The sequence below is a fragment of the Burkholderia sp. BCC1998 genome, assembly GCF_905339875.1.
Lineage (GTDB): Bacteria > Pseudomonadota > Gammaproteobacteria > Burkholderiales > Burkholderiaceae > Burkholderia.
This window is the reverse complement of the sequence record NZ_CAJPHE010000021.1, coordinates 62,053-85,463: the sequence shown is the minus strand read 5'-3', so window position 1 is coordinate 85,463 and position 23,411 is coordinate 62,053. Positions and strand designations below refer to the sequence as shown.

The following is a 23,411-nucleotide window of genomic DNA, read 5'->3' as shown; positions in this document are numbered from 1 at the left end:
GCTCGCCCGAAACACCGTCGACGCCCCCTTCGTCCGCGTTCCGGCCGCATCCGGCCGCCGATCCGGTAAAATTGCACGTTTCAGCACACTAACAAGCCGCGCCGCCGCGCGAGCCGACCCTCCGGGCCCCGCCCGGAGCGCCGCCCGCAACGGAGCGCCAGCGCCACGAAGGCTCTTCATGCTTACGTTTCAGCAAATCATCCTGACGCTGCAGTCCTACTGGGACAAGCAGGGTTGCGCCCTGCTCCAGCCCATCGACATGGAAGTCGGCGCGGGCACGTCGCACGTCCACACGTTCCTGCGCGCGGTCGGCCCCGAGCCGTGGCGCGCCGCCTACGTGCAGCCGTCGCGCCGCCCGAAGGACGGCCGCTACGGCGAGAACCCGAACCGCCTGCAGCATTACTACCAGTACCAGGTCGTGCTCAAGCCGGCGCCGGAAAACATCCTCGATCTCTACCTCGGTTCGCTGGAAGCGCTCGGCTTCGACCTGAAGCAGAACGACGTGCGCTTCGTGGAAGACGACTGGGAGAACCCGACGCTCGGCGCGTGGGGCCTCGGCTGGGAAGTGTGGCTGAACGGCATGGAAGTCACGCAGTTCACGTATTTCCAGCAGGTCGGCGGCCTCGACTGCAAGCCCGTGCTCGGCGAGATCACGTACGGCCTCGAGCGCCTCGCGATGTACCTGCAGAAGGTCGAGAACGTGTACGACCTCGTGTGGACCGAATGGGAAGAGCAAGGCCCGAACGGCCCCGAGCTGCGCCGCCTGTCGTACGGCGACGTCTACCACCAGAACGAGGTCGAGCAGTCGACCTACAACTTCGAGCACGCGAACGTCGACCTGCTGTTCACGTTCTTCAACAGCTACGAAGCGGAAGCGAAGAAGATGATCGACGCGCAGCTCGCGCTGCCCGCGTACGAGCTCGTGCTGAAGGCCGGCCACACGTTCAACCTGCTCGACGCGCGCGGCGCGATCTCGGTCACGGAACGCGCGGCGTACATCGGCCGCATCCGCGCGCTGTCGCGTCTCGTCGCGCAGGCTTACTACGACTCGCGCGAGAAGCTCGGCTTCCCGATGCTCGGCAACCCGCCGGGCGTGCCGGGCCTCACCACCGACGCCCAGGACGCCGCCCAGCCGGCATGGGCGCCGCCGCTCAAGGTCGAACGCAAGATCGATCAGGACTGACGAGACGAGATTCAATCCACACATGACGCACAATCATCCCGCCCCCCTGCTCGTCGAACTGCTGACCGAAGAGCTGCCGCCGAAGGCCCTCGCACGCCTCGGCGACGCATTCGCCGAAGGCCTCGCGCAACGCCTCGCGGCGCGCGATCTCATCGAAGGCGAACTCGTATTCGAACGCTACGCCACGCCGCGCCGCCTCGCGGTCGTCGTGCAGAACGTGCGCGCCGTCGCGCCTGAAAAGCAGGTCCGCGAAAAGGTCCTGCCGGTGTCCGTCGCGCTCGACGCCGAAGGCCGGCCGACCGCCCCGCTCGCGAAGAAGCTCGCGGCGCTCGGCCATCCGAACCTGTCGATCGCCGATCTCGAGCGCGCGCAGGACGGCAAGGCCGAAGCGTTCTTCGTCAACTACTCGGCGGCCGGCGCGACGCTCGCCGACGGGCTGCAGACCGCGCTCGACGAAACGCTCGAGAAGCTGCCGATCCCGAAGGTCATGACCTACCAGCGCCCGGACGGCTCCGACGTGAAGTTCGTGCGTCCGGTGCACCGCCTGACCGTGCTGCACGACGACCGCATCGTGCCCGTCACCGCGTTCGGCGTCGATGCCGGCGACACCACGCTCGGCCACCGCTTCCTGTCCGACGGCCTCGTCGCGATCCAGCATGCGCGCGCGTATGCCGACACGCTGCGCGACAAGGGCCGCGTGATCGCGCACTTCGCCGATCGCCGCGAAACGATCCGCACGCAGCTGAACGAACACGCGAACGGCGACACGGTCGTGATGCCCGAGTCGCTGCTCGACGAAGTGACGTCGCTGGTCGAATGGCCGGTCGTCTATCCGTGCCGCTTCGAGGACGAATTCCTGCAGGTTCCGCAGGAATGCCTGATTCTCACGATGCAGACGAACCAGAAGTACTTCGCGCTCACCGACGTCGCCGGCAAGCTGCGCTCGCGCTTCCTGATCGTGTCGAACATCGAGACGAAGACGCCGGGCGAGATCATCGAAGGCAACGAGCGCGTCGTGCGCCCGCGCCTCGCCGACGCGAAGTTCTTCTTCGAACAGGACAAGAAGAAGCCGCTGGCCGAGCGCGTGCCGCTGCTCGCGAACGTCGTCTATCACAACAAGCTCGGCTCGGCGCTCGCACGCGTCGAGCGCCTCGAGGCGCTCGCCGGCGAGATCGCGCCCGCGATCGGTGCCGACGCCGCGCACGCGAAGCGCGCCGCGCGCCTCGCGAAGGCCGACCTGCTGACCGACATGGTCGGCGAGTTCCCGGAACTGCAGGGCACGATGGGCACGTACTACGCGCGCCACGACGGTGAGCCCGACGACGTCGCGCTTGCGTGCGCCGAGCATTACCAGCCGCGCTTCTCCGGCGACGCGCTGCCGACCACGCCGGTGTCCACCGCCGTCGCGCTGGCCGACAAGCTCGAGACGATCGTCGGCATCTGGGGCATCGGCCTCGCGCCGACCGGCGAGAAGGATCCGTTCGCGCTGCGCCGTCACGCGCTCGGCGTGCTGCGCCTGCTGCTCGAGAAACAGCTGCCGCTCGATCTCGTGTCGCTGCTGCGCACGGCCCATGCGCGCTTCGAAGGCGTGCCGGGCGTCGCCGAATCGACCGACGCGATCTTCGCGTTCTTCATCGACCGCCTGCGCGGCCTGTTGCGCGAGCGCGGCTACTCGGCCGGCGAAGTCGACGCGGTGCTGAGCCTGAACCCGACGCGTGTCGACGATCTCGTCGCGCGCCTCGACGCGGTGCGCGAATTCACGCGCCTCGCGGAAGCCGAAGCGCTCGCGGCCGCGAACAAGCGGATCTCGAACATCCTGAAGAAGTCGGAAGGCGGCGCGAACGGCACGGTGCAGCCGACGCTGCTCGTCGAGGCCGCCGAGAAGGCGCTGCACGAGCAGCTCGCGGCCGTGACGCCGCACGTGCAGTCGCAGCTCGAGGCGCGTGCGTACACGGGCGCGCTGTCGGCGCTCGCCGCGCTGCGCGCGCCGGTCGACACGTTCTTCAACGACGTGATGGTCAACGCCGAGGATCCCGCGCTGCGCGCGAACCGTCTCGCGCTGCTGTCGGCGCTGCATCAGCAGATGAACTGCGTCGCCGACATCTCGAAGCTCGCCGCGTAAAGGCCGAACGATGCCGACCAGCCCCAACCGCAAGCTCGTCGTCCTCGACCGGGACGGCGTGATCAACGTCGATTCGGACGCGTTCATCAAGACGCCCGACGAGTGGATCGCGCTGCCCGGCAGCCTCGAGGCGATCGCACGACTCAACCACGCCGGCTATCGCGTGGTCGTCGCGACCAACCAGTCCGGCATCGGTCGCGGGCTGTTCGACATGGCCACGCTCAACGCGATGCACCTGAAGATGCATCGCGCGGCGGCCGCGGTCGGCGCGCGCATCGACGCGGTGTTCTTCTGCCCGCATACGTCGGAAGACCACTGCGACTGCCGCAAGCCGAAACCCGGCATGATGCAGATGATCGCCGAGCGCTTCGAGATCGATCCCGGTCACACGCCGGCCGTCGGCGATTCGCTGCGCGACCTGCAGGCCGGCGTCGCGGTCGGCTTCCGGCCGCACCTCGTGCTGACCGGCAAGGGCAAGAAGACGCTCGCCGCGGGCAACCTGCCGGACGGCACGCAGGTCCATGATGACCTGCGCGCGTTCGCACTCGACTTCCTTTCACACGAACACGAGTGATGCGGCCGCCGCGCGCATCCTCCCTACTGTCAGACCCACGCCGATGCGCTTCGTCCGCTCCCTGCTGCTGCTGATCTACTTCATCCTGTACACGGTGCCGTACGCCACCGCGTGCTTCATCGCCTTTCCGTTCATGCGCCCCGACGCGCGCTACTGGATGGCGGCCGGCTGGTGCAAGTCGACGCTGTGGGTCGTGCGCTGGCTGAACGGCATCCGCTACCGGATCGAAGGCTACGAGAACCTGCCCGACGGCCCGGCCGTGCTGCTGTCGAAGCACCAGTCCGCGTGGGAGACGCTCGCGTTTCCGGCGCTGATGCCGAAGCCGCTCTGCTACGTGTTCAAGCGCGAGCTGCTGTACGTGCCGTTCTTCGGCTGGGCGCTCGGGCTGCTGCACATGGTCAACATCAACCGCAAGGAAGGCAAGAATGCCTTCGTGTCGGTGATCCGCCAGGGCAAGAAGCGCCTGTCGGAAGGCGCGTGGATGATCATGTTCCCGGAAGGCACGCGCACGCCGGTCGGCAAGCAGGGCAAGTACAAGACGGGCGGCGCGCGCTTCGCGATCGAAACCGGCGCGCCGGTCGTGCCGATCGCGCACAATGCAGGTCGGGTGTGGCCGCGCAATTCGTTCACGAAGTTCCCGGGCGTCGTCACCGTGTCGATCGGCAAGCCGATTCCGGTCGAAGGCAAGACGCCCGACGTATTGAACTCGCAGGTCGAAGCATGGATCGAAGCGGAAATGCGCCGCATCGATCCCGATGCGTATCGCCAGCCGGGCAATGCCGGCACGCGCGATGCCGCACGCGTCTGAATCACCCGGATTGCAGCCGTTGCGTACGACGAAACGAAGCGAACTGATGAAAAAGCGTCCGCGGCCACGGCCTGCCATCGTGGCACTCGATCATCGCCAGATGGACCTGCCGCTCTTCGACGGGCCGGCAGCATCGCCGCCACCGTCGGCGCCCGCCGCGCTGCCGTCGCCGCCTGAAGCGGCTGCGGCTCCCGCGGTGCCGCTCGATCCGGGTCCCGCACCCGATCGCTCCCGCGTCCGCACGTTCGCACTCGACAGCCGCGTGCTCGAATATCGGTTGAAGCGCTCCGCGCGCCGCACGATCGGCTTCACGATCGACGGCAGCGGGCTGTCGATCACCGCGCCGCGCTGGGTCACGCTCGCCGACATCGAAGCGGCGATCGCCGAGAAGCAGCGCTGGATCTTCGCGAAGCTCGCGGAGTGGAAGACCCGCACCGAGCAGCGCGCGCTGCCGCAGATCGACTGGCGCGACGGCGCGCAACTCCCGTATCTCGGCAAGACGATCACGGTCGCGCTCGGCGCGGGCGCCGTCGCATTCGACGCCGATGCGCAACGGCTGTCGCTGCCGCTGCCCGCGCAGGCCGACATGCAGCAGATCAAGGATCGCGTGCAGGGCTGGCTGCAGGGCGAAGCGAAGCGGATCTTCGGCGAACGCCTGGCGGTCTACGCGGAACGGCTCGGCGTCACGTATTCGATGTATGCGCTGTCGTCGGCGGCGACGCGCTGGGGCAGCTGCTCGAGCGACGGCAAGATCCGGCTGAACTGGCGGCTGATCCACTTCCCGATGTCGATCGTCGACTACGTCGTCGCGCACGAGCTGTCGCACCTGCGCGAGATGAACCACAGCCCGGCCTTCTGGCAGACCGTCGAATCGATCTTCCCGGAATTCCGCGAAGCGCGGCACACGCTCAAGCATCACCCGCCCGAACTGCTGCCGGCGCTTTGACGCGATCGGCCGCACCAAAATACAAACGGGCGATGCGGATTCCACCACATCGCCCGTTTTTCCTGCCCGCGACGCACGTCGTGCGCCGCGCGCCCGGCGCTCAGTGCGCCTTCTTCTGAATGAACTCGATCTTGTAGCCGTCCGGATCCTCGACGAACGCGATCACGGTCGTGCCGTGCTTCATCGGGCCGGCTTCGCGGGTCACCTTGCCGCCTTGCGCCTTGATCTTGTCGCAGGCCGCGTACGCGTCGTCGACTTCCACCGCCAGATGGCCAAAGCCGTTGCCGAGATCGTAGGACGGCGTATCCCAGTTGTGGGTCAGCTCGAGCACGGTGCCCGCGCTTTCCGCTTCGTAGCCGACGAACGCGAGCGTGAACTTGCCTTCCGGATAATCCTCGCGACGCAGCAGCTTCATGCCGAGCAATTCGGTGTAGAACTTGATCGAGCGGTCGAGATCGCCGACTCGCAGCATCGTATGCAGCAAACGCATGTGTTGTACTCCTGTGGGGACTTTCCAGAAGCGGAAATTCTACCGGAGTCGGGTCAATCCCGCCGCCGGCGCCCCGTGCGCCACCGGCCGATACCCAAGCATCCGCACGGCGAGCGCGAAGCCCGTGCGGCAGGGGAAACCACTGCGCCCGACGCCCCCGGCAAGTCCATCGATCGGGTAACATCCTCCCACTTCGCACCAAAAACGGGCATGCCGCCCGCAGCCAGAACGCGACCACCGCCTCATTCCAGCCACACAGCCTGCCGTGAGAAATCGCCGATTCGAGCGCGCCGGACGCGCCGTCCGTCCGCCGCTGACCATGTCTTTGCCCAAGTCTCTGCCCATGCCCCAGCCCGCTTCCCGCCGCATCGGCGAGGTCCGCCGATGACCGCGCTCGCCGGCACGCCCGCGCGACGCGCGCTCGACATGCGCGCCGTCGGCGTGATGCTGCTGCTGTGCGCGATCTGGGGCTTCCAGCAGGTCGCGATCAAGAGCACCAACGCGGCGATCCCGCCGATGTTCCAGGCCGGGCTGCGCTCGGTGATCGCCGCGCTCCTGCTGTGGGGCTGGGCAAGCTCGCGCGGCACGCCGCTGTTCCGCGCGGACGGCACGCTCGGCGCGGGCATCGCGGCCGGTGCGCTGTTCGCCGGCGAGTTCATCTGCGTGTTCTTCGGGCTCACGCTGACGAGCGCGTCGCACATGGCGATCTTCCTGTACACGGCACCGTGCTTCACGGCGCTCGGCCTGCACCTGTTCGCGCCGGGCGAACGGCTGCAGCGCGTCCAGTGGGCCGGCGTCGGCCTCGCGTTCGCCGGCATCGCGCTCGCGTTCGCGGACGGCTTCCTGACGCCGCGCGCGCCCGGCGCATCGGTGCTGGCCGGGCTCGCCGGCGACGCGCTCGGGATCCTCGGGGGCGCGATGTGGGCCGCGACGACGGTCGTCGTGCGCTCGACGTCGCTCGCGCGCGCCAGCGCGAGCAAGACGCTGTTCTACCAGCTCGCGGTGTCGGCCGTCGTGCTGGTCGCGCTCGCCGTGCTGCTCGGCCAGATGTCGTTCGCGCGGGTCACGCCGATCGCGCTCGCGAGCCTCGCGTACCAGTCGGTGATCGTCGCGTTCGTCAGCTATCTGTCGTGGTTCTGGCTGCTGACGCGCTACAGCGCGTCGCGGCTGTCGGTGTTCACGTTCCTGTCGCCGCTGTTCGGCGTCGCGTTCGGCGTGCTGCTGCTCGGCGAATCGGTCGGCTGGCGCTTCATGTCCGCCGCCGCGCTGGTGCTGACGGGAATCGCGCTCGTCAACGCGCCGCCGCGCCGGCGCGCGTAACGCGACGCGGACGCGGTCCGGCAGCGACGAAAGCGGCGCGAAAAAAAAGCTGCCCGCTCAGGGCAGCCTCGTCGATCGCGCTCGGGGCAGGCGCCAGGTGCGACGCCCGCATGCCGCTACTCCGCGGCCTTGCGCGCCGCTGCAAGCGCCTGCGCGACGCCGACATATTCGGCCACGCTGACATCCTCCGCGCGTCGCGCGAGATCGAAGCCGAGCCCGTCGAAATCGATCGTCTCGCGGTAGTCGCCGAGCGTATTGCGCAGCATCTTGCGGCGCTGCGAGAACGCGGCAGTGACGACTTCGCCGAGCAGCACGGGATCGACGTCCGGCAGTTCGTGCGGCTCGTATGGAATCATCCGGACGATCGCCGAATCGACCTTCGGCGGCGGCTGGAACGATTCCGGCGGCACGTCGAGCATCTTCTCCATCACATAGCGGTACTGCAGCATCACCGACAGTCGCGAGAACGCCTTCGTGCCCGGCTCCGCGACCATCCGTTCGACCACTTCGTTCTGCAGCATGAAATGCTGGTCGATGACCGCGTCGGCGAACGTCATCAGGTGAAACAGCAGCGGGCTGGAAATGTTGTACGGCAGGTTGCCGACGATCCGCAGCGACGGCTTGTCGCCCGGTGCCGCGAGCGAGCGGAAGTCGAACGCAAGCGCGTCGCCCGCGTGCAACTCCAGCAGCGCGCCGAAGCGCTGCTGCAGGCGCCCGATCAGGTCGCGGTCGAGCTCGACCGCATGCAGCGGCGACTCGGGCGTCGCGAGACGCGCGATCAGCGGCTCGGTCAGCGCGCCGAGGCCGGGGCCGATCTCGACCATCCGCTGGCCGCGCGCGGGACCGATCGTCGCGACGATCGAGTCGATCACGCCGTGATCGACGAGGAAGTTCTGCCCGAAGCGCTTGCGCGCGAAGTGGCCTTGGTGCTGTCTGCTGTTCGACATCGACTGAGAAAAACGAAAAATACGACGAATGAGGTCAGGCTCGCGCGCGTCAGGCCGCGCGGCGATGGCGCGCCATCGTGACGGCCGTGTCGAGCGCGGCGACCATGCTGCCCGGATCCGCGCGGCCCGTGCCGGCCAGATCCAGCGCGGTGCCGTGATCGACCGACGTGCGGATGATCGGCAGCCCGAGCGTGACGTTGATGCCCTCGCCGAAGGTCGCATACTTCAGCACGGGCAAGCCCTGATCGTGGAACATCGCGAGCACGCAATCGGCGCCCTCGAGATGGCGCGGCTGGAACAGCGTGTCGGCCGGATACGGGCCGCGCGCGTCGATGCCCTGCGCTTGCGCGCGTGCGAGCGCCGGCGAGATCACGTCGATCTCCTCGCGCCCGAGATAGCCGTTCTCGCCCGCGTGCGGGTTCAGCCCCGTCACGAGGATGCGCGGCGCCGCGAGACCGAAGTCGCGCCGCAGGTCGCGATCGACGATCGCCAGCGTCTCGACGAGCCCGTCGATCGTCAGCGCGGCCGACACGTCCTTCAGCGGCAGGTGCGTGGTCGCGAGCGCGACGCGCAGCGGCCGCTCGCCCGTGCCTGCCAGCATCATCACGACGCGCGGCGTGTGCGTGCGTTCCGCAAGGTATTCGGTATGGCCGGTAAACGGCACGCCGGCATCGTTGATCGTGCTCTTCTGCAGCGGTGCGGTGACGATCGCGTCGAACCGGCCCGCCACCGCGCCGTCGATCGCGGCATCGAGCAGCCCGAGCACGTAGCGGCCGTTGGCCGCGTCGAGCTTGCCCGCCTGCGCGGGCACGGCGAGCGGATGATGCTCGACCGACACCGGCCCGCCGCCGGCGAGCACCGCCCGGTCGGCACCGACGGCCGCCGCGCGTGCGTCGAGCAGCGCGGCGTCGCCGAGCACGGTGAAATGCGCGCCGGGCCAGCGCCGCGCGGCATCCTGCAATGCCTGCACGGTCAGCTCCGGGCCGACACCCGCGGGTTCGCCGGTCGTGATCGCGATCTGCAGCGCGGATGCCGTCATGCGAAGCTCGCTCAGTTCGCCGGGCCGACGCCGCCGATCTTGTACTGCACGTACGACGAATCGCGCAGTTCACGCAGCCAGTCGGCGTACGCCTGCTCGGCCTTGCGCTGGCCGATCGCCTGGCGCGCGATATCCATCTGCTGCTGCACCGAGCCTTCCGCCTCGCGGCGCTCGACCACCTGGATCAGGTGGTAGCCGTACTCGGTACGAATCGGCTGGCTGATCTGGCCGGCCTGCAGGTTGTTCATCGCGCGCTCGAATTCCGGCACGGTCTCGCCCGGGCTGATCCAGCCGAGATCGCCGCCCTGCGACGCCGAACCGTCCTGCGAGTAGGTGCGCGCGAACTTCTCGAAATCGCCGCCGGCCTCGACCTGCTTGCGGATGTCCTGCAGTTGCTGGCGTGCCTGGCCTTCCGACTTGCCTTCGCCGACGCGCAACAGGATGTGGCGCACGTGCGTCTGGACGATCTTCGGTGCCGCGGCGGTCGCGCCCTGGCTCTGGCGGCGGTCGACGAGACGCACGATCTCGAAGCCGTCCGGCACGCGGATCAGCGTCGGGTTGACCTGGCCGGGGCGGAGCTTCGACGCGGCTTCGACGACGTCGGCCGGCAGCGCGGACGGCGCCTTGAAGCCGAGGTCGCCGCCCTTCTTCGCGTCGTTCGCTTCCGAGTTGTTCTTCGCGAGCTTCTCGAAATCGGCGCCCGACGTGGCCTGCTGCAGCAGCGCGTCGGCCTTCTTCTGCGCGGCTTCGATGTCGGCTTGCGGCGCGTTGGTCGGCGCCTTGATGAAGATGTGCTGGAAGCGCAGGTCCTGCTGCTGCGATGCGCTCGGCCCGCGCTGGCTCGCGATGTAGTTCGCGACCTCGGCGTCCGACACGGTGATCTTGCCGTCGACCTCGCGCTCGCGCAGCTTCGACAGCATCAGCTCGGTGCGGGCGTCGCTCGTGAACACGCTCCAGGGCACGCCTTGCGCGACGATGCGCGCGCGGTACTGCTCGAGCGTCATCCCGTTCGCCTGCGCGAGGCGCTGCAGCGTGGACTGCACGGTGGCATCGTCGATGCGGATCCCGTCGTCCTTGGCCTTCTGCACCTGGATGCGTTCGAGCACCATCTGGTTCAGCACCTGCGCGCGCAGCTGGTCGGCCGGCGGCACGGGCGCGTTCTGCTGCTGCAGCCGGCGCGAGATCAGGCCGACGCGCTGGTCGAGTTCGCGACCCGTGATCACGTCGTTGTTGACGACCGCGACGACTTCGTCGGCAAGCTGCGCGCCATGCGAACCAAGCGCCTGCGCCGCGGCCGGCGCAGCGGCGAGCAGCGCGGCGGCGGCGGCGAGGCTGGACACGACTGCCGCGAAACGAAGGGTTTTCTTCATTGCCACTGATACTCCATTGAAATCGTGCTGACCGGTGCAGACAAGCCGGCGTTACTCGTAGTTGCTGAAGCGGGACATCGGCGGCGGCGCGGACGGCAGCGGCGTGTAACCCGGCACCCCGGCGCGGAATGCGGCCACGAGACCGTTGTCGACGCTCGACAGCCCCTTCAACGTCAGCTGCATCATGAAGCGCGTCGACGAATTCTGCTGCCCCGACGTGTTCACGCCGTTCGCGTACCGCTGGACCCCGACTCCGAGCGCCCAGCAATCCGCGTCGTATTGTAAGCCGAGCAGACCGTCGACGACCCGGTCGGCGGCCAGGTCGTAGTTGAAGCGGCCGATCGCATACAGGCGGCGCGTGAGCGGCCACTGCGCGGACACCAGGAACTGGTTGATCGGCTGGTTGTCGAGCGTCGTGTTCGCACGCGTATAGCGGTAGCCGACGTTGATCACGCGGCGCTCGCCCGGGCTGAAACCGAAACCGATGCTCGACTTCACGAGCTGGTTGTTGTTCTGGTTGTACTGGAACGCCGTCTCCGACATGAAGCCTGAGCCGAGTTTCAGCGCGGCGCCGACGATCAGGTCGGAGTGGCGCGCCAGCACGGCGCTCTGGCCGGAGTTCAGCGTGACGCGCTGGTCGGCGAAATAGTACTGCTGCGCGACCACGAAGCGCGCGCGCTCGTCGCCGGTGCGCGGATCGATGAAGCGCGACGTCAGGCCGGCCGTGATCCGGTTCGCATCGGCGATCCGGTCGTTGCCGACGAACGTGTTCGGCTGGTAGATCTCCGCGAGGCCGAAGTCCGATTCCGCGGTGTCGAACAGCGGCGCGTTCGACTGGTCGCGATACGGCGTGTACACGTAGTACAGGCGCGGCTCGAGGGTCTGGATGAAGTCCTGGCCGAACAGGCGCACCGAGCGGTCGAAGATCAGGCCCGAGTCGAAGCTCACGGTCGGGATCGACTCGGTGAAGTGCTTCGGGCTGTTCGGCGTGCTCGACGACAGGTGGTTCAGGTCGTACGACGCGAAGTGGTACTGGACCTTCGGCACGGCGAAGTAGCCGGGGCCGTACACACCGTACGCGATATACGGGTTGAAGACGATCCGGTCGCCTTCGGTCATGTCGGCGGTCGTGATGCGGAACCGCGAATAGTCGGCTTCCGCGCCGAAGTCGAAGCCGCCGACGTTGTACTTCGTGTACTTCACGTTCAACTGCGGCTCGCGGCTGTACGGCGCGATCGACGGCGGCAGCGTCTGCCAGTGCTGGTAGCGCGCGAGCACCGACCACGGGCCGTTGTTGTACGTGAGGCCGGCTTCCTGCTGGTACAGCGTCTGCGTCCCGTTGATGAACTGGTTCATCGACCCAAGGTCTTCGGGATACGTGTTGTCCGAGACCTTGTTGTAGTAGACGTAGCCGCCGAAACCGCCGCCGAAGTTCTGCTGGTGCTGCCAGTAGATCGCGTAGCGGTCGCGGTGCGCGAGCCGGTCATCCGGCAGGTAATTGGCCGTAAACGTGCCCGAATACGACGGCGACAGGTAGCGGAACGTCGCTTCGGTCTGCACGCCGCGCCGCGAGATGATGCGCGGCGTGATCGTCAGGTCGCGGTTCGGCGCGATGTTGAAGTAGTACGGCAGCGACAGCTCGAACCCGTTGTTCGAGTTCATCGAGAACGTCGGCGGCAAGAGGCCGCTGCGCCGCTCGCCCGACAGCGGGAACGTCATCCACGGGCTCGCGAAGATCGGCACGCCCTGGAAGAACAGCACGCCGTTGCGCGCCGTGCCTTCGTCGGCGCCGGTATCGAAGTCGAAGCGGCTGCCCTTGATGTACCACGCGGGGTTCGTCGCGCACTGGCACGCGGTGTAGGTGCCGTTGACGAACACCGAGCGCTCGCTGTCGAGCAGGTCGACGCGCTCCGCGCTGCCGGAGCCGCCCGTCACGTTGAAGTGGTACTTCGGCGCCGTCATGAAGCCCTGGTTCGCCTCGACCTTCAGATGCGCCTCGGGGCCCGCGAACGACGTGCCGCCGTTGACCACCTTGACCTGGCCGTACGCGTCGGCCATGTCGGTATCCTGATCGTAGTGGAGCGCGTCGGCCTTCACGACCGCGTCGCCGCGGCGCAGCTCGGCCGAGCCCTTCGCGGCGAGGTCCTGATCGGCCGTGCCGCTCGTATGGTCGGCAATCACGAAGGTGGCCGGCTTCGCGCCGTCCTTCAGCGGATGATCCTCGAGCTGCGGGGCGAGACGCAGGTCCCACGGCGAGTCGAGCGGCTGCGGCTGCGCGGCCGCGCCCGACAGCTGCGCGTGCGACACGGCCGGCACGAGGCCGGGCACGGCCAGGAGCGCGAGCGCGAGCCGCCGTTTGCGCGGCGCCCCGTCACCGGGGAAGACATTCGGGAATAGCGGTTTGGGCGGCATCTATCGTTTGGCGAATCGCCCCTTGTCAACCGCAGCTGCACGGCACATTCGCGCGCGGCGGGCCGCACCGTCGCACCGCGACTGCGGCTGAGCGCAAACCGGGGAGGCGATCGGGCGGACGGCGCGACAGGCGGCGGGCCTGCACGGCGGAAGCTGACGCGGGGCGCGTCAAAAAAGTCGTGGGGTATTATATGGCAAGACGTTCCCCCCTCCGCCGAGTTTCATGACGCCCCCATCCGCCGCATCCCAGCCCGACGCCCGCCTCGAAGCCCTGACCGCGTGGCTGCGCCCGCTCGCCGAGCGCTTCGCCCTCGACCTGACGACCGTCGCGCCCGCGTCGTCGGACGCCAGTTTCCGCCGCTATTTCCGTGTCGCGTCGGCCACGAGCCCCGGCGGCTCGCTGGTCGCGGTCGACGCGCCGCCGCCCGAGAAGTGCCGCGAATTCGTCCAGGTCGCGCAGCTGCTCGCCGCGGCCGGCGACCACGTGCCGGACGTGCTGGCCCACGATTTCGACGCCGGCTTCATGCTCGTGACCGACCTCGGCCGCACGTCGTACATCTCGGTGCTCGATCCGGCCGACCCGGTCGCCGCGCGGCCGCTGATGCGCGACGCGCTCGACGCGCTGATCCGCTTTCAGCTGAGCTCGAAGCCGGACGTGCTGCCCCCGTTCGACGAGGCGTTCCTGCGCCGCGAGATGGAGCTGCTGCCCGAGTGGTTCGTCGGCCGCCATCTCGGCAAGCCGGTCACCGATGCGATGCGCGGCACGCTCGACCGTACCTTCGCGCTGCTGGTCGCGAGCGCCCATGCGCAGCCGCAGGGCTTCATGCTGCGCGATTTCATGCCGCGCAACCTGATGGTGTGCGAGCCGAACCCGGGCGTGCTCGACTTCCAGGACGCCGTGTACGGGCCGCTGACGTACGACGTCGTGTCGCTGTTGCGCGACGCGTTCATCAGCTGGGACGAGGAGTTCGAGCTCGACTGCTTCGCGTACTACTGGGAAAAGGCGAAGAAGGCCGGCCTGCCGGTCGATCCGGACTTCGGCGAGTTCTACCGCCAGCTCGAATGGATGGGGCTGCAGCGCCACATCAAGATCCTGGGGCTGTTCGCGCGCATCAACTACCGCGACGGCAAGCCGCACTACCTGAACGACCTGCCGCGCTTCCTGAATTACGCGCGCAAGGTCGCGCTGCGCTACCGCCCGCTCGTGCCGTTCGCGAAGCTGCTCGACGAGCTCGAGGGCAAGGGCGCGGCCGACGTCGGCTATACGTTCTGACCGCCCTCACCGTCCTTCCCCTCAGCCGAACATGAGCTCTACCCTGACCACGGCGATGATCTTCGCCGCCGGGCGCGGCGACCGGATGCGCCCGCTGACCGATACCCGCCCGAAACCGCTGCTCGAAGCCGGCGGCAAGCCGCTGATCGTCTGGCAGATCGAGGCGCTCGCGCGTGCGGGCATCGAGACGATCGTGATCAACCACGCGTGGCTCGGCGAACAGCTCGAGGCAACGCTCGGCGACGGTTCGCGCTGGGGCGTGCGGCTCGCGTACTCGGCCGAAGGCGACGCGCTGGAAACCGCCGGCGGGATCGCGCAGGCGCTGCCGCTCATCGAGCGCGACGGCCGGCCGACGGTGTTCGCGGCGGTCGCGGGCGACGTGTACTGCGCGTTCGACTACCGGACGCTCGCGCCGCGCGCCGCGCAGATGGCCGCGCTCGACGCGCCCGCGATGCATCTCGTGATGGTGCCGAACCCGCCGTTCCATCCGGACGGCGATTTCGTGCTCCGCGACGACGGCCGGCTGGCGCTCGCCGGCGCCCCGCGCGTCACGTTCGGCAGCATCGGCGTGTACGACACGCGGATGTTCCGCGACATCGTGCCCGGCACGCACCGGCCGCTCACGCCCTACTTCAAGGCGACCATCGAGGCCGGCCGCGCGAGCGGCGAATTGTATGAAGGAATCTGGGAGAACGTCGGCACGCCCGCCCAGCTCGGCGAACTCGACGCGCGGCTGCGCGCCGCCGCGGGCTGATCGTTTCGCGGCTGACCGCGCCCGGGCCACCCGGCGCGGCAGCCAGGCTCACGCGGCCTCGGCTGCTTCCCCGCCCGCCGCCGCGCGCTGCTGCTGCAGCGCCCACATCTGCGCATACAACCCGTCCGCGCGCACGAGTTCGTCGTGCGTGCCGCGCTCGACGATCCGCCCGTGATCCATCACGAGAATCTGCTGCGCGTGCACGACCGTCGACAGCCGGTGCGCGATCACGAGCGTCGTGCGGTGCCGCGCGATCTGGTCGAGCTCGTGCTGGATCGCGCGCTCCGAGCGCGAATCGAGCGCCGACGTCGCCTCGTCGAACAGCAGCACCGGCGGATCCTTCAGCAGCGTGCGCGCGATCGCGACGCGCTGCTTCTCGCCGCCCGACAGTTTCAGCCCGCGCTCGCCGACCGGCGTGTCATAGCCCTTCGGCAAGGTCTCGATGAAGTCGTGGATGTGCGCGGCGCGCGCGGCCGCGATCACTTCGTCGCGGCTCGCGGTCGGCCGGCCGTACGCGATGTTGTAGTAGATCGAGTCGTTGAACAGCACGGTGTCCTGCGGCACGATCCCGATCGACGCGCGCAGCGAGTCCTGCGTGACGTCGCGAATGTCCTGGCCGTCGATCCGGATCGCGCCGCCCGCCTGCCGGTCGAGATCGTAGAAGCGGAACAGCAGGCGCGACAGCGTCGACTTGCCGGACCCGCTGTGGCCGACCACCGCGGTCGTCGTGCCCGCGTCGATCGTAAACGTCACGTCGTGCAGGATCTGCCGCGACGCTTCGTACGAGAAGTTCACGTGCTCGAAGCGCACCTGCGCGCCGGCCACCGCAAGCGGCCGCGCGTCGGGCGCATCCGCGACTTCCTTCGCGGCCGACAGCAACCCGAACATCCGGTCCATGTCGGTGAGGCTCTGCTTCAGCTCGCGATACACGACGCCGAGAAAATTCAGCGGAATGTAGAGCTGCAGCATGAACGTGTTGATCAGCACGAGATCGCCGAGCGTCAGCTTGCCGGCCAGCACGCCCTGCGTCGCACGCCACAGGATGAACACGAGCCCGGTGCCGATGATCGCCTGCTGGCCGAAGTTCAGCACCGACAGCGAGTTCTGCGAACGGATCGCCGCCTTGCGATAACGCTTCAGGTTCTCGTCGTAGCGCTGCGCCTCCCACTCCTCGTTGCCGAAGTACTTCACCGTCTCGTAGTTGATCAGCGAATCGATCGCCCGCGAGTTCGCGCGCGAATCGAGCTCGTTCATCGTGCGGCGAAAGTGCGTGCGCCAGTTGGTGACCTTCACGGTGAACACGATGTACGTGACCAGCGCCGCGAACGTCACGTACGCGTAATACGCCTCGTACTTGACCACGAAGAAGCCGAGCACGAGCCCGACCTCGACGAGCGTCGGCAGGATGCTGTACAGCGAATAGGAAATCAGTTGCTGGATGCCGCGCGTGCCGCGCTCGATGTCGCGCGACATTCCGCCCGTCTGGCGTTCGAGATGGAAGCGCAGCGACAGCCCGTGCAGATGCCGGAACACCTGCAGCGCGAGCTGGCGCACCGCGCTCTCGGTGACCTTCGAGAACAGGATCTCGCGCAGCTCGGTGAACAGCGACGTCGACAGCCGCACGAGCGCATAGGCGACGACCAGCAAACCGACGCCGCCCGCGAGCACGATGCCGGCCGACTGCTCCGCGCGGCCGAGCGCGGTGAGCTGCTGCACGGCGGACAGGTGATCGACGATGCGCTTCATCACGACCGGCACGCCGAGGTTCGCGACCTTCGCGCCGATCAGGCAGCCGAGCGCGAGCGCGACGCGCCATTTGTAGGTAGCGAGGTACGGCAGCAGCGACCGGATGGTCTGCCAGTCGTGGCGGGGCCCGGTCGGAGCCGGCGCGGGCTCGCCGGAAGCGGAATATCGGCGCATGGGGATCAGGATCGGCGGCGGTGCCGGACGCGTGCCACGGCGGCCGACTCGCCCGCTTTCTCGTACAATTTGCGAACGTTGTATTGTCGCAGAAGCCGCTACGCGCCGCTGCCGGCGCCCTCGCCGGCCGGCCTGCGCGCGGCGGCGCATTTATTACAGGATGAAAGCCCCCGCCATGACCGATTCGACCCTCGAACTCCCGCAAAAGCAGCCCGCGCTGCGCGTCGTCCCGCAACCGCACGACGCGAACGTCCACGGCGACGTGTTCGGCGGCTGGATCATGTCGCAGGTCGACATCGCCGGCTCGATCCCCGCGAGCCAGCGCGCGAACGGCCGCGTCGCGACGGTCGCGGTCAATTCGTTCGTATTCAAGCAGCCGGTGTTCGTCGGCGACCTGCTGAGCTTCTACGCGACCATCATGCGCACCGGCAACACGTCGATCACGGTCGACGTCGAGGTCTACGCGCAGCGCATGCGCCTGATGGGCGAAATCGTGAAGGTCACCGAAGCGACGCTCACCTACGTCGCGACCGGCCCCGACCGCAAGCCGCGCCAGCTGCCGCCGCTGTAACGACGCATGCGCGCCGCGCGGCGGCGCCGCATGCGGCCCGTCAGTGCGTGGCCGTCAGCCCGAACTCCCGCATCGCGGGCACGAAGTCGTGATTGAGCTTCGGCTTGCGCGACAGCTTCACCAGCACGTAGCGCTGGAACGGCGCGAGCCGCTGCCACTGCGCGAGCGCGGGCGCCGGCAGCCCGGCCAGCGCGCTCTGCTGCACGAGCGCGTCCGGCACCGAGTCGGTCGCGCGCCAGCTCGGCTGCTCGTCCGGCTGAAACCACGACGGCTCGAGGTCGGCATGCGTGCGCAGCATTTCGAACAGCGCGTGATCGAAATTGGGCTCGATCGCGGTGTCGTCGTCGGCCGGAAAGCGCGCGAGCAGCTTGCGGTCCTCGAGCGGCAGCAATTGCCACTGCTCCAGCGAAATCCGCAGACCGAAACGGTCGAGATTGAAACGCACGATCATCGGGATGTACGTGAGGTTTTCCGACGAATCGTGTTCGAAATTGAATAGCAGCGGAGCGTCGCTGAGTCCCATGGTCGTTACCTGAGTGGCGGATGCCGGCGCGGCCGGCCTGCCTGAGGTATTTTAGAACCTCTGCGCGCGAGCGGCGGATCCGATCGCCGCCGCCCCTGCCTCGAATCAACGGGAGTGCTCGTGAATCCGACCGAAACAGAAGAGCCGCGCGGCGCGATCGAGCTGTCCGTGCGCCGCACGCGCGGCGGCGCCGTCGAAACCGCGCACGACTACGTCGGCCAGGAATGGCCGGTCGCGCTGGTCTTCAACGGCATCTCGCACGCGGTGATGATGTGCACGCCGCGCGACCTCGAGGCGTTCGCGGTCGGCTTCGCGATCTCGGAAGGGATCGTCGAGCGCGGCAGCGACATCAAGGACATCGACGTGATCCTGCACGCCGATGCGCCGCTGCCGCACGCGGAGGTGCATCTGGAAGTCGTCCAGCAGGCGTTCGCCGCGCTGAAGGACCGGCGCCGCGCGCTCGCGGGACGTACCGGCTGCGGCGTGTGCGGCATCGAAAGCATCGACCTGCTCGACCTCGCGCCCGAACGCGTACCCGACACCGGTTTTCTCGCGCGCCTCGCGCCCGACGCGCTCGCGCGCGCGGCCCATGGGCTGCCGGCGCACCAGGCGCTCACGCAGCTCACCGGCGGCCTGCATGCGGCCGCGTGGTGCGACGCAACAGGCGCGATCCGGATGGCGTTCGAGGACGTCGGCCGCCACAACGCGCTCGACAAGCTGATCGGCGCGCTCGTGCTGGCACGCGCCGACGCGACCGACGGTTTCGTGTTCCTGTCGAGCCGCGCGAGCTACGAGCTCGTGCGCAAGTCGGCGCGGGTCGGCATTCCGATGGTCGCGACGATCTCCGCGCCGTCGTCGCTCGCGATCGAGATCGCGAAGGCGGCCGGCCTGCGGCTCGTCAGCTTCTGCCGCGAAACCGGCCACGTCGATTACGGCACCGCCTGAGCGGTCGCGGCGGGCGCGTTGCCCGCGGCTTCGGGAACCGCCCCCTGCCGCGCGCCCGCTGCGGCCGGCGCGCGCACCTCGGGTGCCGCCTCGCTCGTCACGTTTCCGCGATAGTCCGTCCAGAGCTTGCGGTCGGTGTCGTAGAGCTTGCAGCGGCGGGCCGTGTCGAAGTACCAGCGCCAGCCGAAGCGCTGCACGACGATCCGCCCGGGCAGCATGTCCTCGAGCTTCGCCTGCGCCGGCTTGAGCCGGTACAGCGGCACGCTCATGTCGACGTGATGCGCCGTGTGCTCCATGATGTGGTGCAGCAGGCCGCCGATACCGAACGGAAACGTCAGGTGCAGCGTGGTCGACACGAACGGTGCGGCATTCGACCATTCGGCGCGGTTCGCGTGCCATGCGATGCGCGGGTCGGTATGGTGCACATACACGACGAAGCCGATCATCGAGCACCAGAACAGGAACGGCACGAGCACGCCGGTCGCGAGCAGCAGCGCGACGGATTGCTGCGTCTCGATCGCCACCCCGACGACGGCGGCGATCCACACGGCCGCGAAGCCCGTCACCAGCAGGCAGTCGCGCCGGAACACCGGCCGCGACGCACCGATATAGCCCCGGGTCGGGAAATACATCCGCAGCCACCAGATCTCGACGAGATAGTAGAGGCCCGGCGCCCACCCGCTCCGGTAGACGCGATCCAGCCACCGCCGCGCCGGCGACAGCGCGGCGAATTCCGCCGGCGTATGCGGCGCCCACACGAAATCGAAGCCCTTCAGGTTCGTATAGCCGTGATGCACGACGTTGTGCCCGACTTCCCACAGGCTGTAAGGCGTCAGCGACGGCAGGAAGGCGATGCGGCCGAGCCAGCGGTTCAGCCGGCGGTCGGGCGTCAGGCTCTGATGGCACGCATCGTGCCCGATGATGAACAGTCGCCCGGTGATGAACCCGGCGGCCATCCCGCAGGCGATCTTGCCGACCGTCGACGGAATCAGCAGCGCGCCGGCGAACGCCGCGAACAGCAACAGGTAGTCGAGCACGAGCAGCAGGATCGGGCGCACGATCTCGCGCGTGGCGAACGGCACGAGCCATGCGCGGATGACCTTGCGGTGCGGGATCGGCTCGTCGGCGCGAACCGGTGTCTGGGAATCGTTGTTGACCATGATGCAGAAAGGCATGCGATTCGCACGCCCGAAAGAAAAGGAGCCGTGCGGCACGCACGGCGCAGCGGGACGGGACGGACCGCGCCCCGGGCCGGTTATCGCGACATCATGTTCATGCTGACGTTGTGCATCACCCATAGCGTCCCGACGATCAGGATCAGCGCGGTCAGCACCGTATAGCTGAACGCCATCACGTTCCAGCGCTGGCTGGACGACGCGTTCATGTGCAGGAAGCAGACGAGATGCACGACGATCTGCACGAATGCGAGCCCCGCGAGCGCGATGATCGCCGCCTTCGGCGCCAGCATGCCGCCCATCACGAGGCCGAACGACGCGGCCGTCAGCAGCACCGACAGCACGAAACCGACGAGATAGCCGCCGGCCGTGCCGTGCGCGTCATCGTGGTGGATGAGTTCCGAATGGGCCATTTAGATCACGCTCGCGAGATAGACGAAGGAAAACACGCAGACCCAGACGATGTCGAGGAAGTGCCAGAAGAGGCTCAGGCAGGTGAGGCGCCGGAAGTCGCGCTCCGTCATGCCGGGGCCGCGGGCGATCTGCACGACGAGCACGACCATCCACAACAGGCCGACCGCCACGTGCAGCCCGTGCGTGCCGACGAGCGCGAAGAACGCCGACAGGAATGCGCTGCGCTGCGGGCCCGCGCCCTGGGCGATCAGGTGCGAGAACTCCCGCAGCTCCATCGTGAGGAACGCGGCGCCCAGCACGAACGTCACCGCGAGCCACACGAACACCGTGCCGCGCCGGCGGCGCTGCGCGCCGAGCATCGCGAACCCGTACGTGATGCTCGACAGCAGCAGCGCCGCCGTCTCGAGCGCGACACCCGGAATGTCGAACAGGTCCTTCGCGGTCGGACCGCCGGCGAACTGGTTGCCGAGCACCGCGAACGTCGCGAACAGCGACGCGAAGATCACGCAGTCGGTCATCAGGTACAGCCAGAAGCCGAACACCGAATGCGACGGCGGATGGTGGTGCGCGCCCGGATGACGGGCGGCGCCCGCGAGAGATTGATACGACATCAGTTCGCCTCCAATTCGACTTCCGGCGCCGGCGTGCCGATCCGCACACCCGCGCGTTGTTCCTCGATCTTGCGGACGGTATCCGCCGGAATGTAATAGCCGTCGTTGTCCTGTGCGCTGTACAGCACCACCGTCGCGACGATGCCGACGAGCGCGGCGATCGCGAGCCACCAGATGTGCCAGACGAGCGCGAAACCGAGCAACAGGCTGAAGATGCCGACGAAGAAGCCCGCGCTCGTGTTCGACGGCATGTGGATGTCCTCGTACCTGACGTTCTTGCCGAGGCCGAGTCCGAGGCCCTTCGCCTTGCGATACGCGAGCTCGTCGAGTTCGTGCACGTTCGGGAGCACCGCGAAGTTGTAGACGGCAGGCGGCGACGACGTCGCCCATTCGAGCGTGCGGCCGTTCCACGGGTCGCCCGTCGCGTCGCGATACTGCGGCTGGTTGCGATTGCGCCAGCCGACCCACACCGATGCGACCTGGCACAGCACGCCGATCGCGATCAGCGCGACGCCGCACGCGGCGGCGACCAGCCACGGATGCCATGCCGGGTTGTCGTAGTGGTTCAGGCGGCGCGTCATGCCCATGAAGCCGAGCACGTACAGCGGCACGAACGACGCGTAGAAGCCGAGGAACCAGCACCAGAACGCGCGCTTGCCGAACTTCTCGTCGAGCCGGAAGCCGAACACCTTCGGGAACCAGTAGTGAACGCCCGCGAAGTAGCCGAACACGACGCCGCCGATGATCGCGTTGTGGAAATGCGCGATCAGGAACAGGCTGTTGTGCAGCACGAAATCCGCGCCCGGAATCGCCATCATCACGCCGGTCATCCCACCGAGCGTGAACGTGACCATGAAACCGATCGTCCACAGCACCGGCGCCGTGAATTCGATGCGGCCGCGATACATCGTGAACAGCCAGTTGAAGATCTTCACGCCGGTCGGGATCGCGATGACCATCGTCATGATCCCGAAAAACGCGTTGACGTCGGCCCCCGAGCCCATCGTGAAGAAGTGATGCAGCCACACGAGGAACGCGAGCACCATGATCACGCACGATGCATAGACCATCGTCCGGTAGCCGAACAGCGGCTTCTTCGCGAACGTCGCGATGACTTCCGAATAGATGCCGAACGCGGGCAGCACAAGGATGTATACCTCCGGATGCCCCCACGCCCAGATCAGGTTCAGGTACAGCATCGCGTTGCCGCCGGCTTCGTTGGTGAAGAAATGCATGTCGAGGTAGCGATCGAGGCCGAGCAGCGCGAGCGCGACGGTCAGGATCGGGAACGTCGCCATGATCAGCACGTTCGAGCAGAGCGCGGTCCACGTGAACACCGGCATCTTCATCAGCGTCATGCCCGGCGCGCGCATCTTGATGATCGTCACGAAGAAGTTGATCGACGTGATCAGCGTCCCGACGCCCGAGATCTGCAGCGCCCACAGGTAGTAGTCGACCCCGACGCCCGGGCTGAACTGCAGCTCCGACAGCGGCGGATACGCGAGCCAGCCCGTCTGCGCGAATTCGCCGATCACGAGCGAAACGTTCATCAGGATCGCGGCGACCGCCGTCATCCAGAAGGAGAGCGAGTTCAGGAACGGGAACGCGACGTCGCGCGCGCCGATCTGCAGCGGCACGATCAGGTTGAAGAACGCGACCAGCAGCGCCATCGCCATGAAGAAGATCATGATCACGCCGTGCGCGGTGAAGACCTGGTCGTAGTGATGCGGCGGCAGGTAGCCGGGGCCGTTGTACGCGAGCGCGAGCTGCACGCGCATCATCACGGCGTCCGCGAAGCCGCGCAGCAGCATCAGCACCGCGACGACCAGGTACATCACGCCGATCTTCTTGTGATCGACGGACGTCAGCCATTCGCTCCACAGCCATTTCCACCTGCCCGCGACCGTCAGCGCGGCGACGATGCCCAGCACGACGAGCCCCATGAAGGCGCTCGCCCCCATGATGATGGGCTGATCGAACGGGATCGCCGAAAGAGTCAGTTTTCCGAACATGC

21 protein-coding genes are annotated in these 23,411 nt (G+C 67.8%); 10 read left to right on the top strand and 11 right to left on the bottom strand.

From position 1 onward, the window contains the following. Window positions 1-178 precede the first annotated feature (178 nt). The 5 genes from glyQ to U5A56_RS29020 are packed head-to-tail and all read left to right on the top strand — an operon-like array spanning window position 179 to window position 5,633. Window positions 179-1,183 (top strand): glycine--tRNA ligase subunit alpha, encoded by a 1,005-nt coding sequence (gene glyQ, locus U5A56_RS29040; RefSeq protein WP_080294533.1) that lies wholly within the window; start codon window positions 179-181, stop codon window positions 1,181-1,183. 22 nt (window positions 1,184-1,205) lie between these two features. After that, window positions 1,206-3,305, top strand: a complete 2,100-nt coding sequence (gene glyS / locus U5A56_RS29035) for a glycine--tRNA ligase subunit beta (RefSeq protein ID WP_321925861.1) — start codon at window positions 1,206-1,208, stop codon at window positions 3,303-3,305. A gap of 10 nt (window positions 3,306-3,315) precedes the next feature. After that, window positions 3,316-3,879, top strand: coding sequence for a D-glycero-beta-D-manno-heptose 1,7-bisphosphate 7-phosphatase (gmhB, locus tag U5A56_RS29030; protein WP_124488623.1), 564 nt, complete (start codon window positions 3,316-3,318; stop codon window positions 3,877-3,879). A 43-nt stretch (window positions 3,880-3,922) separates the two neighbouring features. Beyond that, window positions 3,923-4,687, top strand: a complete 765-nt coding sequence (locus tag U5A56_RS29025; protein WP_044846811.1) for a lysophospholipid acyltransferase family protein — start codon at window positions 3,923-3,925, stop codon at window positions 4,685-4,687. A gap of 46 nt (window positions 4,688-4,733) precedes the next feature. Beyond that, entirely contained in the window at window positions 4,734-5,633 is a 900-nt protein-coding gene (locus tag U5A56_RS29020) for a SprT family zinc-dependent metalloprotease (protein ID WP_321799321.1), read from the top strand. A gap of 100 nt (window positions 5,634-5,733) precedes the next feature. On the opposite strand, the gene gloA is transcribed toward U5A56_RS29020, so the two are convergent. Further along, on the bottom strand, window positions 5,734-6,123 hold the full coding sequence (gene gloA / locus U5A56_RS29015) for a lactoylglutathione lyase (protein WP_044846812.1): 390 nt from the start codon (window positions 6,121-6,123) through the stop codon (window positions 5,734-5,736). Window positions 6,124-6,507: 384 nt separating this feature from the next. Between gloA and U5A56_RS29010 the strand changes: the two genes are divergently transcribed. Beyond that, window positions 6,508-7,443, top strand: coding sequence for a DMT family transporter (locus tag U5A56_RS29010; protein WP_321925858.1), 936 nt, complete (start codon window positions 6,508-6,510; stop codon window positions 7,441-7,443). Window positions 7,444-7,559: 116 nt separating this feature from the next. Here the strand turns inward: U5A56_RS29010 and rsmA are convergent, their stop codons facing one another. The 4 genes from rsmA to U5A56_RS28990 are packed head-to-tail and all read right to left on the bottom strand — an operon-like array spanning window position 7,560 to window position 13,211. Further along, window positions 7,560-8,390, bottom strand: coding sequence for a 16S rRNA (adenine(1518)-N(6)/adenine(1519)-N(6))-dimethyltransferase RsmA (gene rsmA, locus U5A56_RS29005; RefSeq protein WP_321925856.1), 831 nt, complete (start codon window positions 8,388-8,390; stop codon window positions 7,560-7,562). A 49-nt stretch (window positions 8,391-8,439) separates the two neighbouring features. After that, window positions 8,440-9,429, bottom strand: coding sequence for a 4-hydroxythreonine-4-phosphate dehydrogenase PdxA (gene pdxA, locus U5A56_RS29000; protein WP_124521053.1), 990 nt, complete (start codon window positions 9,427-9,429; stop codon window positions 8,440-8,442). A gap of 11 nt (window positions 9,430-9,440) precedes the next feature. Further along, window positions 9,441-10,799, bottom strand: coding sequence for a peptidylprolyl isomerase (locus U5A56_RS28995; protein WP_124488618.1), 1,359 nt, complete (start codon window positions 10,797-10,799; stop codon window positions 9,441-9,443). Window positions 10,800-10,850: 51 nt separating this feature from the next. Beyond that, a complete protein-coding gene (locus tag U5A56_RS28990) occupies window positions 10,851-13,211 on the bottom strand; it encodes an LPS-assembly protein LptD (protein WP_321925853.1) in 2,361 nt (786 codons plus the stop codon). A gap of 223 nt (window positions 13,212-13,434) precedes the next feature. On the opposite strand from U5A56_RS28990, the gene U5A56_RS28985 reads away from it, so the two are divergent. Both U5A56_RS28985 and murU read left to right on the top strand, forming a co-directional pair. Next, a complete protein-coding gene (locus U5A56_RS28985) occupies window positions 13,435-14,484 on the top strand; it encodes an aminoglycoside phosphotransferase family protein (protein WP_257773853.1) in 1,050 nt (349 codons plus the stop codon). A 31-nt stretch (window positions 14,485-14,515) separates the two neighbouring features. Next, a complete protein-coding gene (gene murU / locus U5A56_RS28980; RefSeq protein WP_321799331.1) occupies window positions 14,516-15,238 on the top strand; it encodes an N-acetylmuramate alpha-1-phosphate uridylyltransferase MurU in 723 nt (240 codons plus the stop codon). 48 nt (window positions 15,239-15,286) lie between these two features. Here murU and U5A56_RS28975 read toward each other — a convergent pair whose 3' ends face one another. Further along, the gene (locus U5A56_RS28975) at window positions 15,287-17,158 is read right to left on the bottom strand and encodes an ABC transporter ATP-binding protein/permease (RefSeq protein ID WP_321925851.1); all 1,872 of its coding nucleotides are present in this window, start codon (window positions 17,156-17,158) and stop codon (window positions 15,287-15,289) included. Window positions 17,159-17,333: 175 nt separating this feature from the next. On the opposite strand from U5A56_RS28975, the gene U5A56_RS28970 reads away from it, so the two are divergent. Next, entirely contained in the window at window positions 17,334-17,729 is a 396-nt protein-coding gene (locus U5A56_RS28970; RefSeq protein WP_027789162.1) for an acyl-CoA thioesterase, read from the top strand. 40 nt (window positions 17,730-17,769) lie between these two features. Here the strand turns inward: U5A56_RS28970 and U5A56_RS28965 are convergent, their stop codons facing one another. Next, window positions 17,770-18,252, bottom strand: a complete 483-nt coding sequence (locus U5A56_RS28965; RefSeq protein ID WP_044846821.1) for a nitrate reductase associated protein — start codon at window positions 18,250-18,252, stop codon at window positions 17,770-17,772. 114 nt (window positions 18,253-18,366) lie between these two features. On the opposite strand from U5A56_RS28965, the gene fdhD reads away from it, so the two are divergent. Beyond that, window positions 18,367-19,197: a formate dehydrogenase accessory sulfurtransferase FdhD gene (gene fdhD, locus U5A56_RS28960; protein ID WP_135801060.1), complete on the top strand. Its 831-nt coding sequence runs from the start codon at window positions 18,367-18,369 to the stop codon at window positions 19,195-19,197. Here fdhD and U5A56_RS28955 read toward each other — a convergent pair. The 4 genes from U5A56_RS28955 to cyoB all read right to left on the bottom strand — a co-directional run bounded on the left by U5A56_RS28955 (window position 19,182) and on the right by cyoB (window position 23,409). After that, the gene (locus tag U5A56_RS28955; protein ID WP_044846822.1) at window positions 19,182-20,357 is read right to left on the bottom strand and encodes a fatty acid desaturase; all 1,176 of its coding nucleotides are present in this window, start codon (window positions 20,355-20,357) and stop codon (window positions 19,182-19,184) included. The genes fdhD and U5A56_RS28955 overlap by 16 nt on opposite strands. A gap of 95 nt (window positions 20,358-20,452) precedes the next feature. Further along, window positions 20,453-20,785, bottom strand: coding sequence for a cytochrome o ubiquinol oxidase subunit IV (gene cyoD, locus U5A56_RS28950; RefSeq protein ID WP_124488612.1), 333 nt, complete (start codon window positions 20,783-20,785; stop codon window positions 20,453-20,455). Continuing rightward, the gene (gene cyoC / locus U5A56_RS28945) at window positions 20,786-21,397 is read right to left on the bottom strand and encodes a cytochrome o ubiquinol oxidase subunit III (protein WP_321925848.1); all 612 of its coding nucleotides are present in this window, start codon (window positions 21,395-21,397) and stop codon (window positions 20,786-20,788) included. Continuing rightward, window positions 21,397-23,409: a cytochrome o ubiquinol oxidase subunit I gene (gene cyoB / locus U5A56_RS28940; RefSeq protein WP_321925846.1), complete on the bottom strand. Its 2,013-nt coding sequence runs from the start codon at window positions 23,407-23,409 to the stop codon at window positions 21,397-21,399. The genes cyoC and cyoB overlap by 1 nt, the downstream gene beginning before the upstream one ends. Window positions 23,410-23,411: the final 2 nt, after the last annotated feature.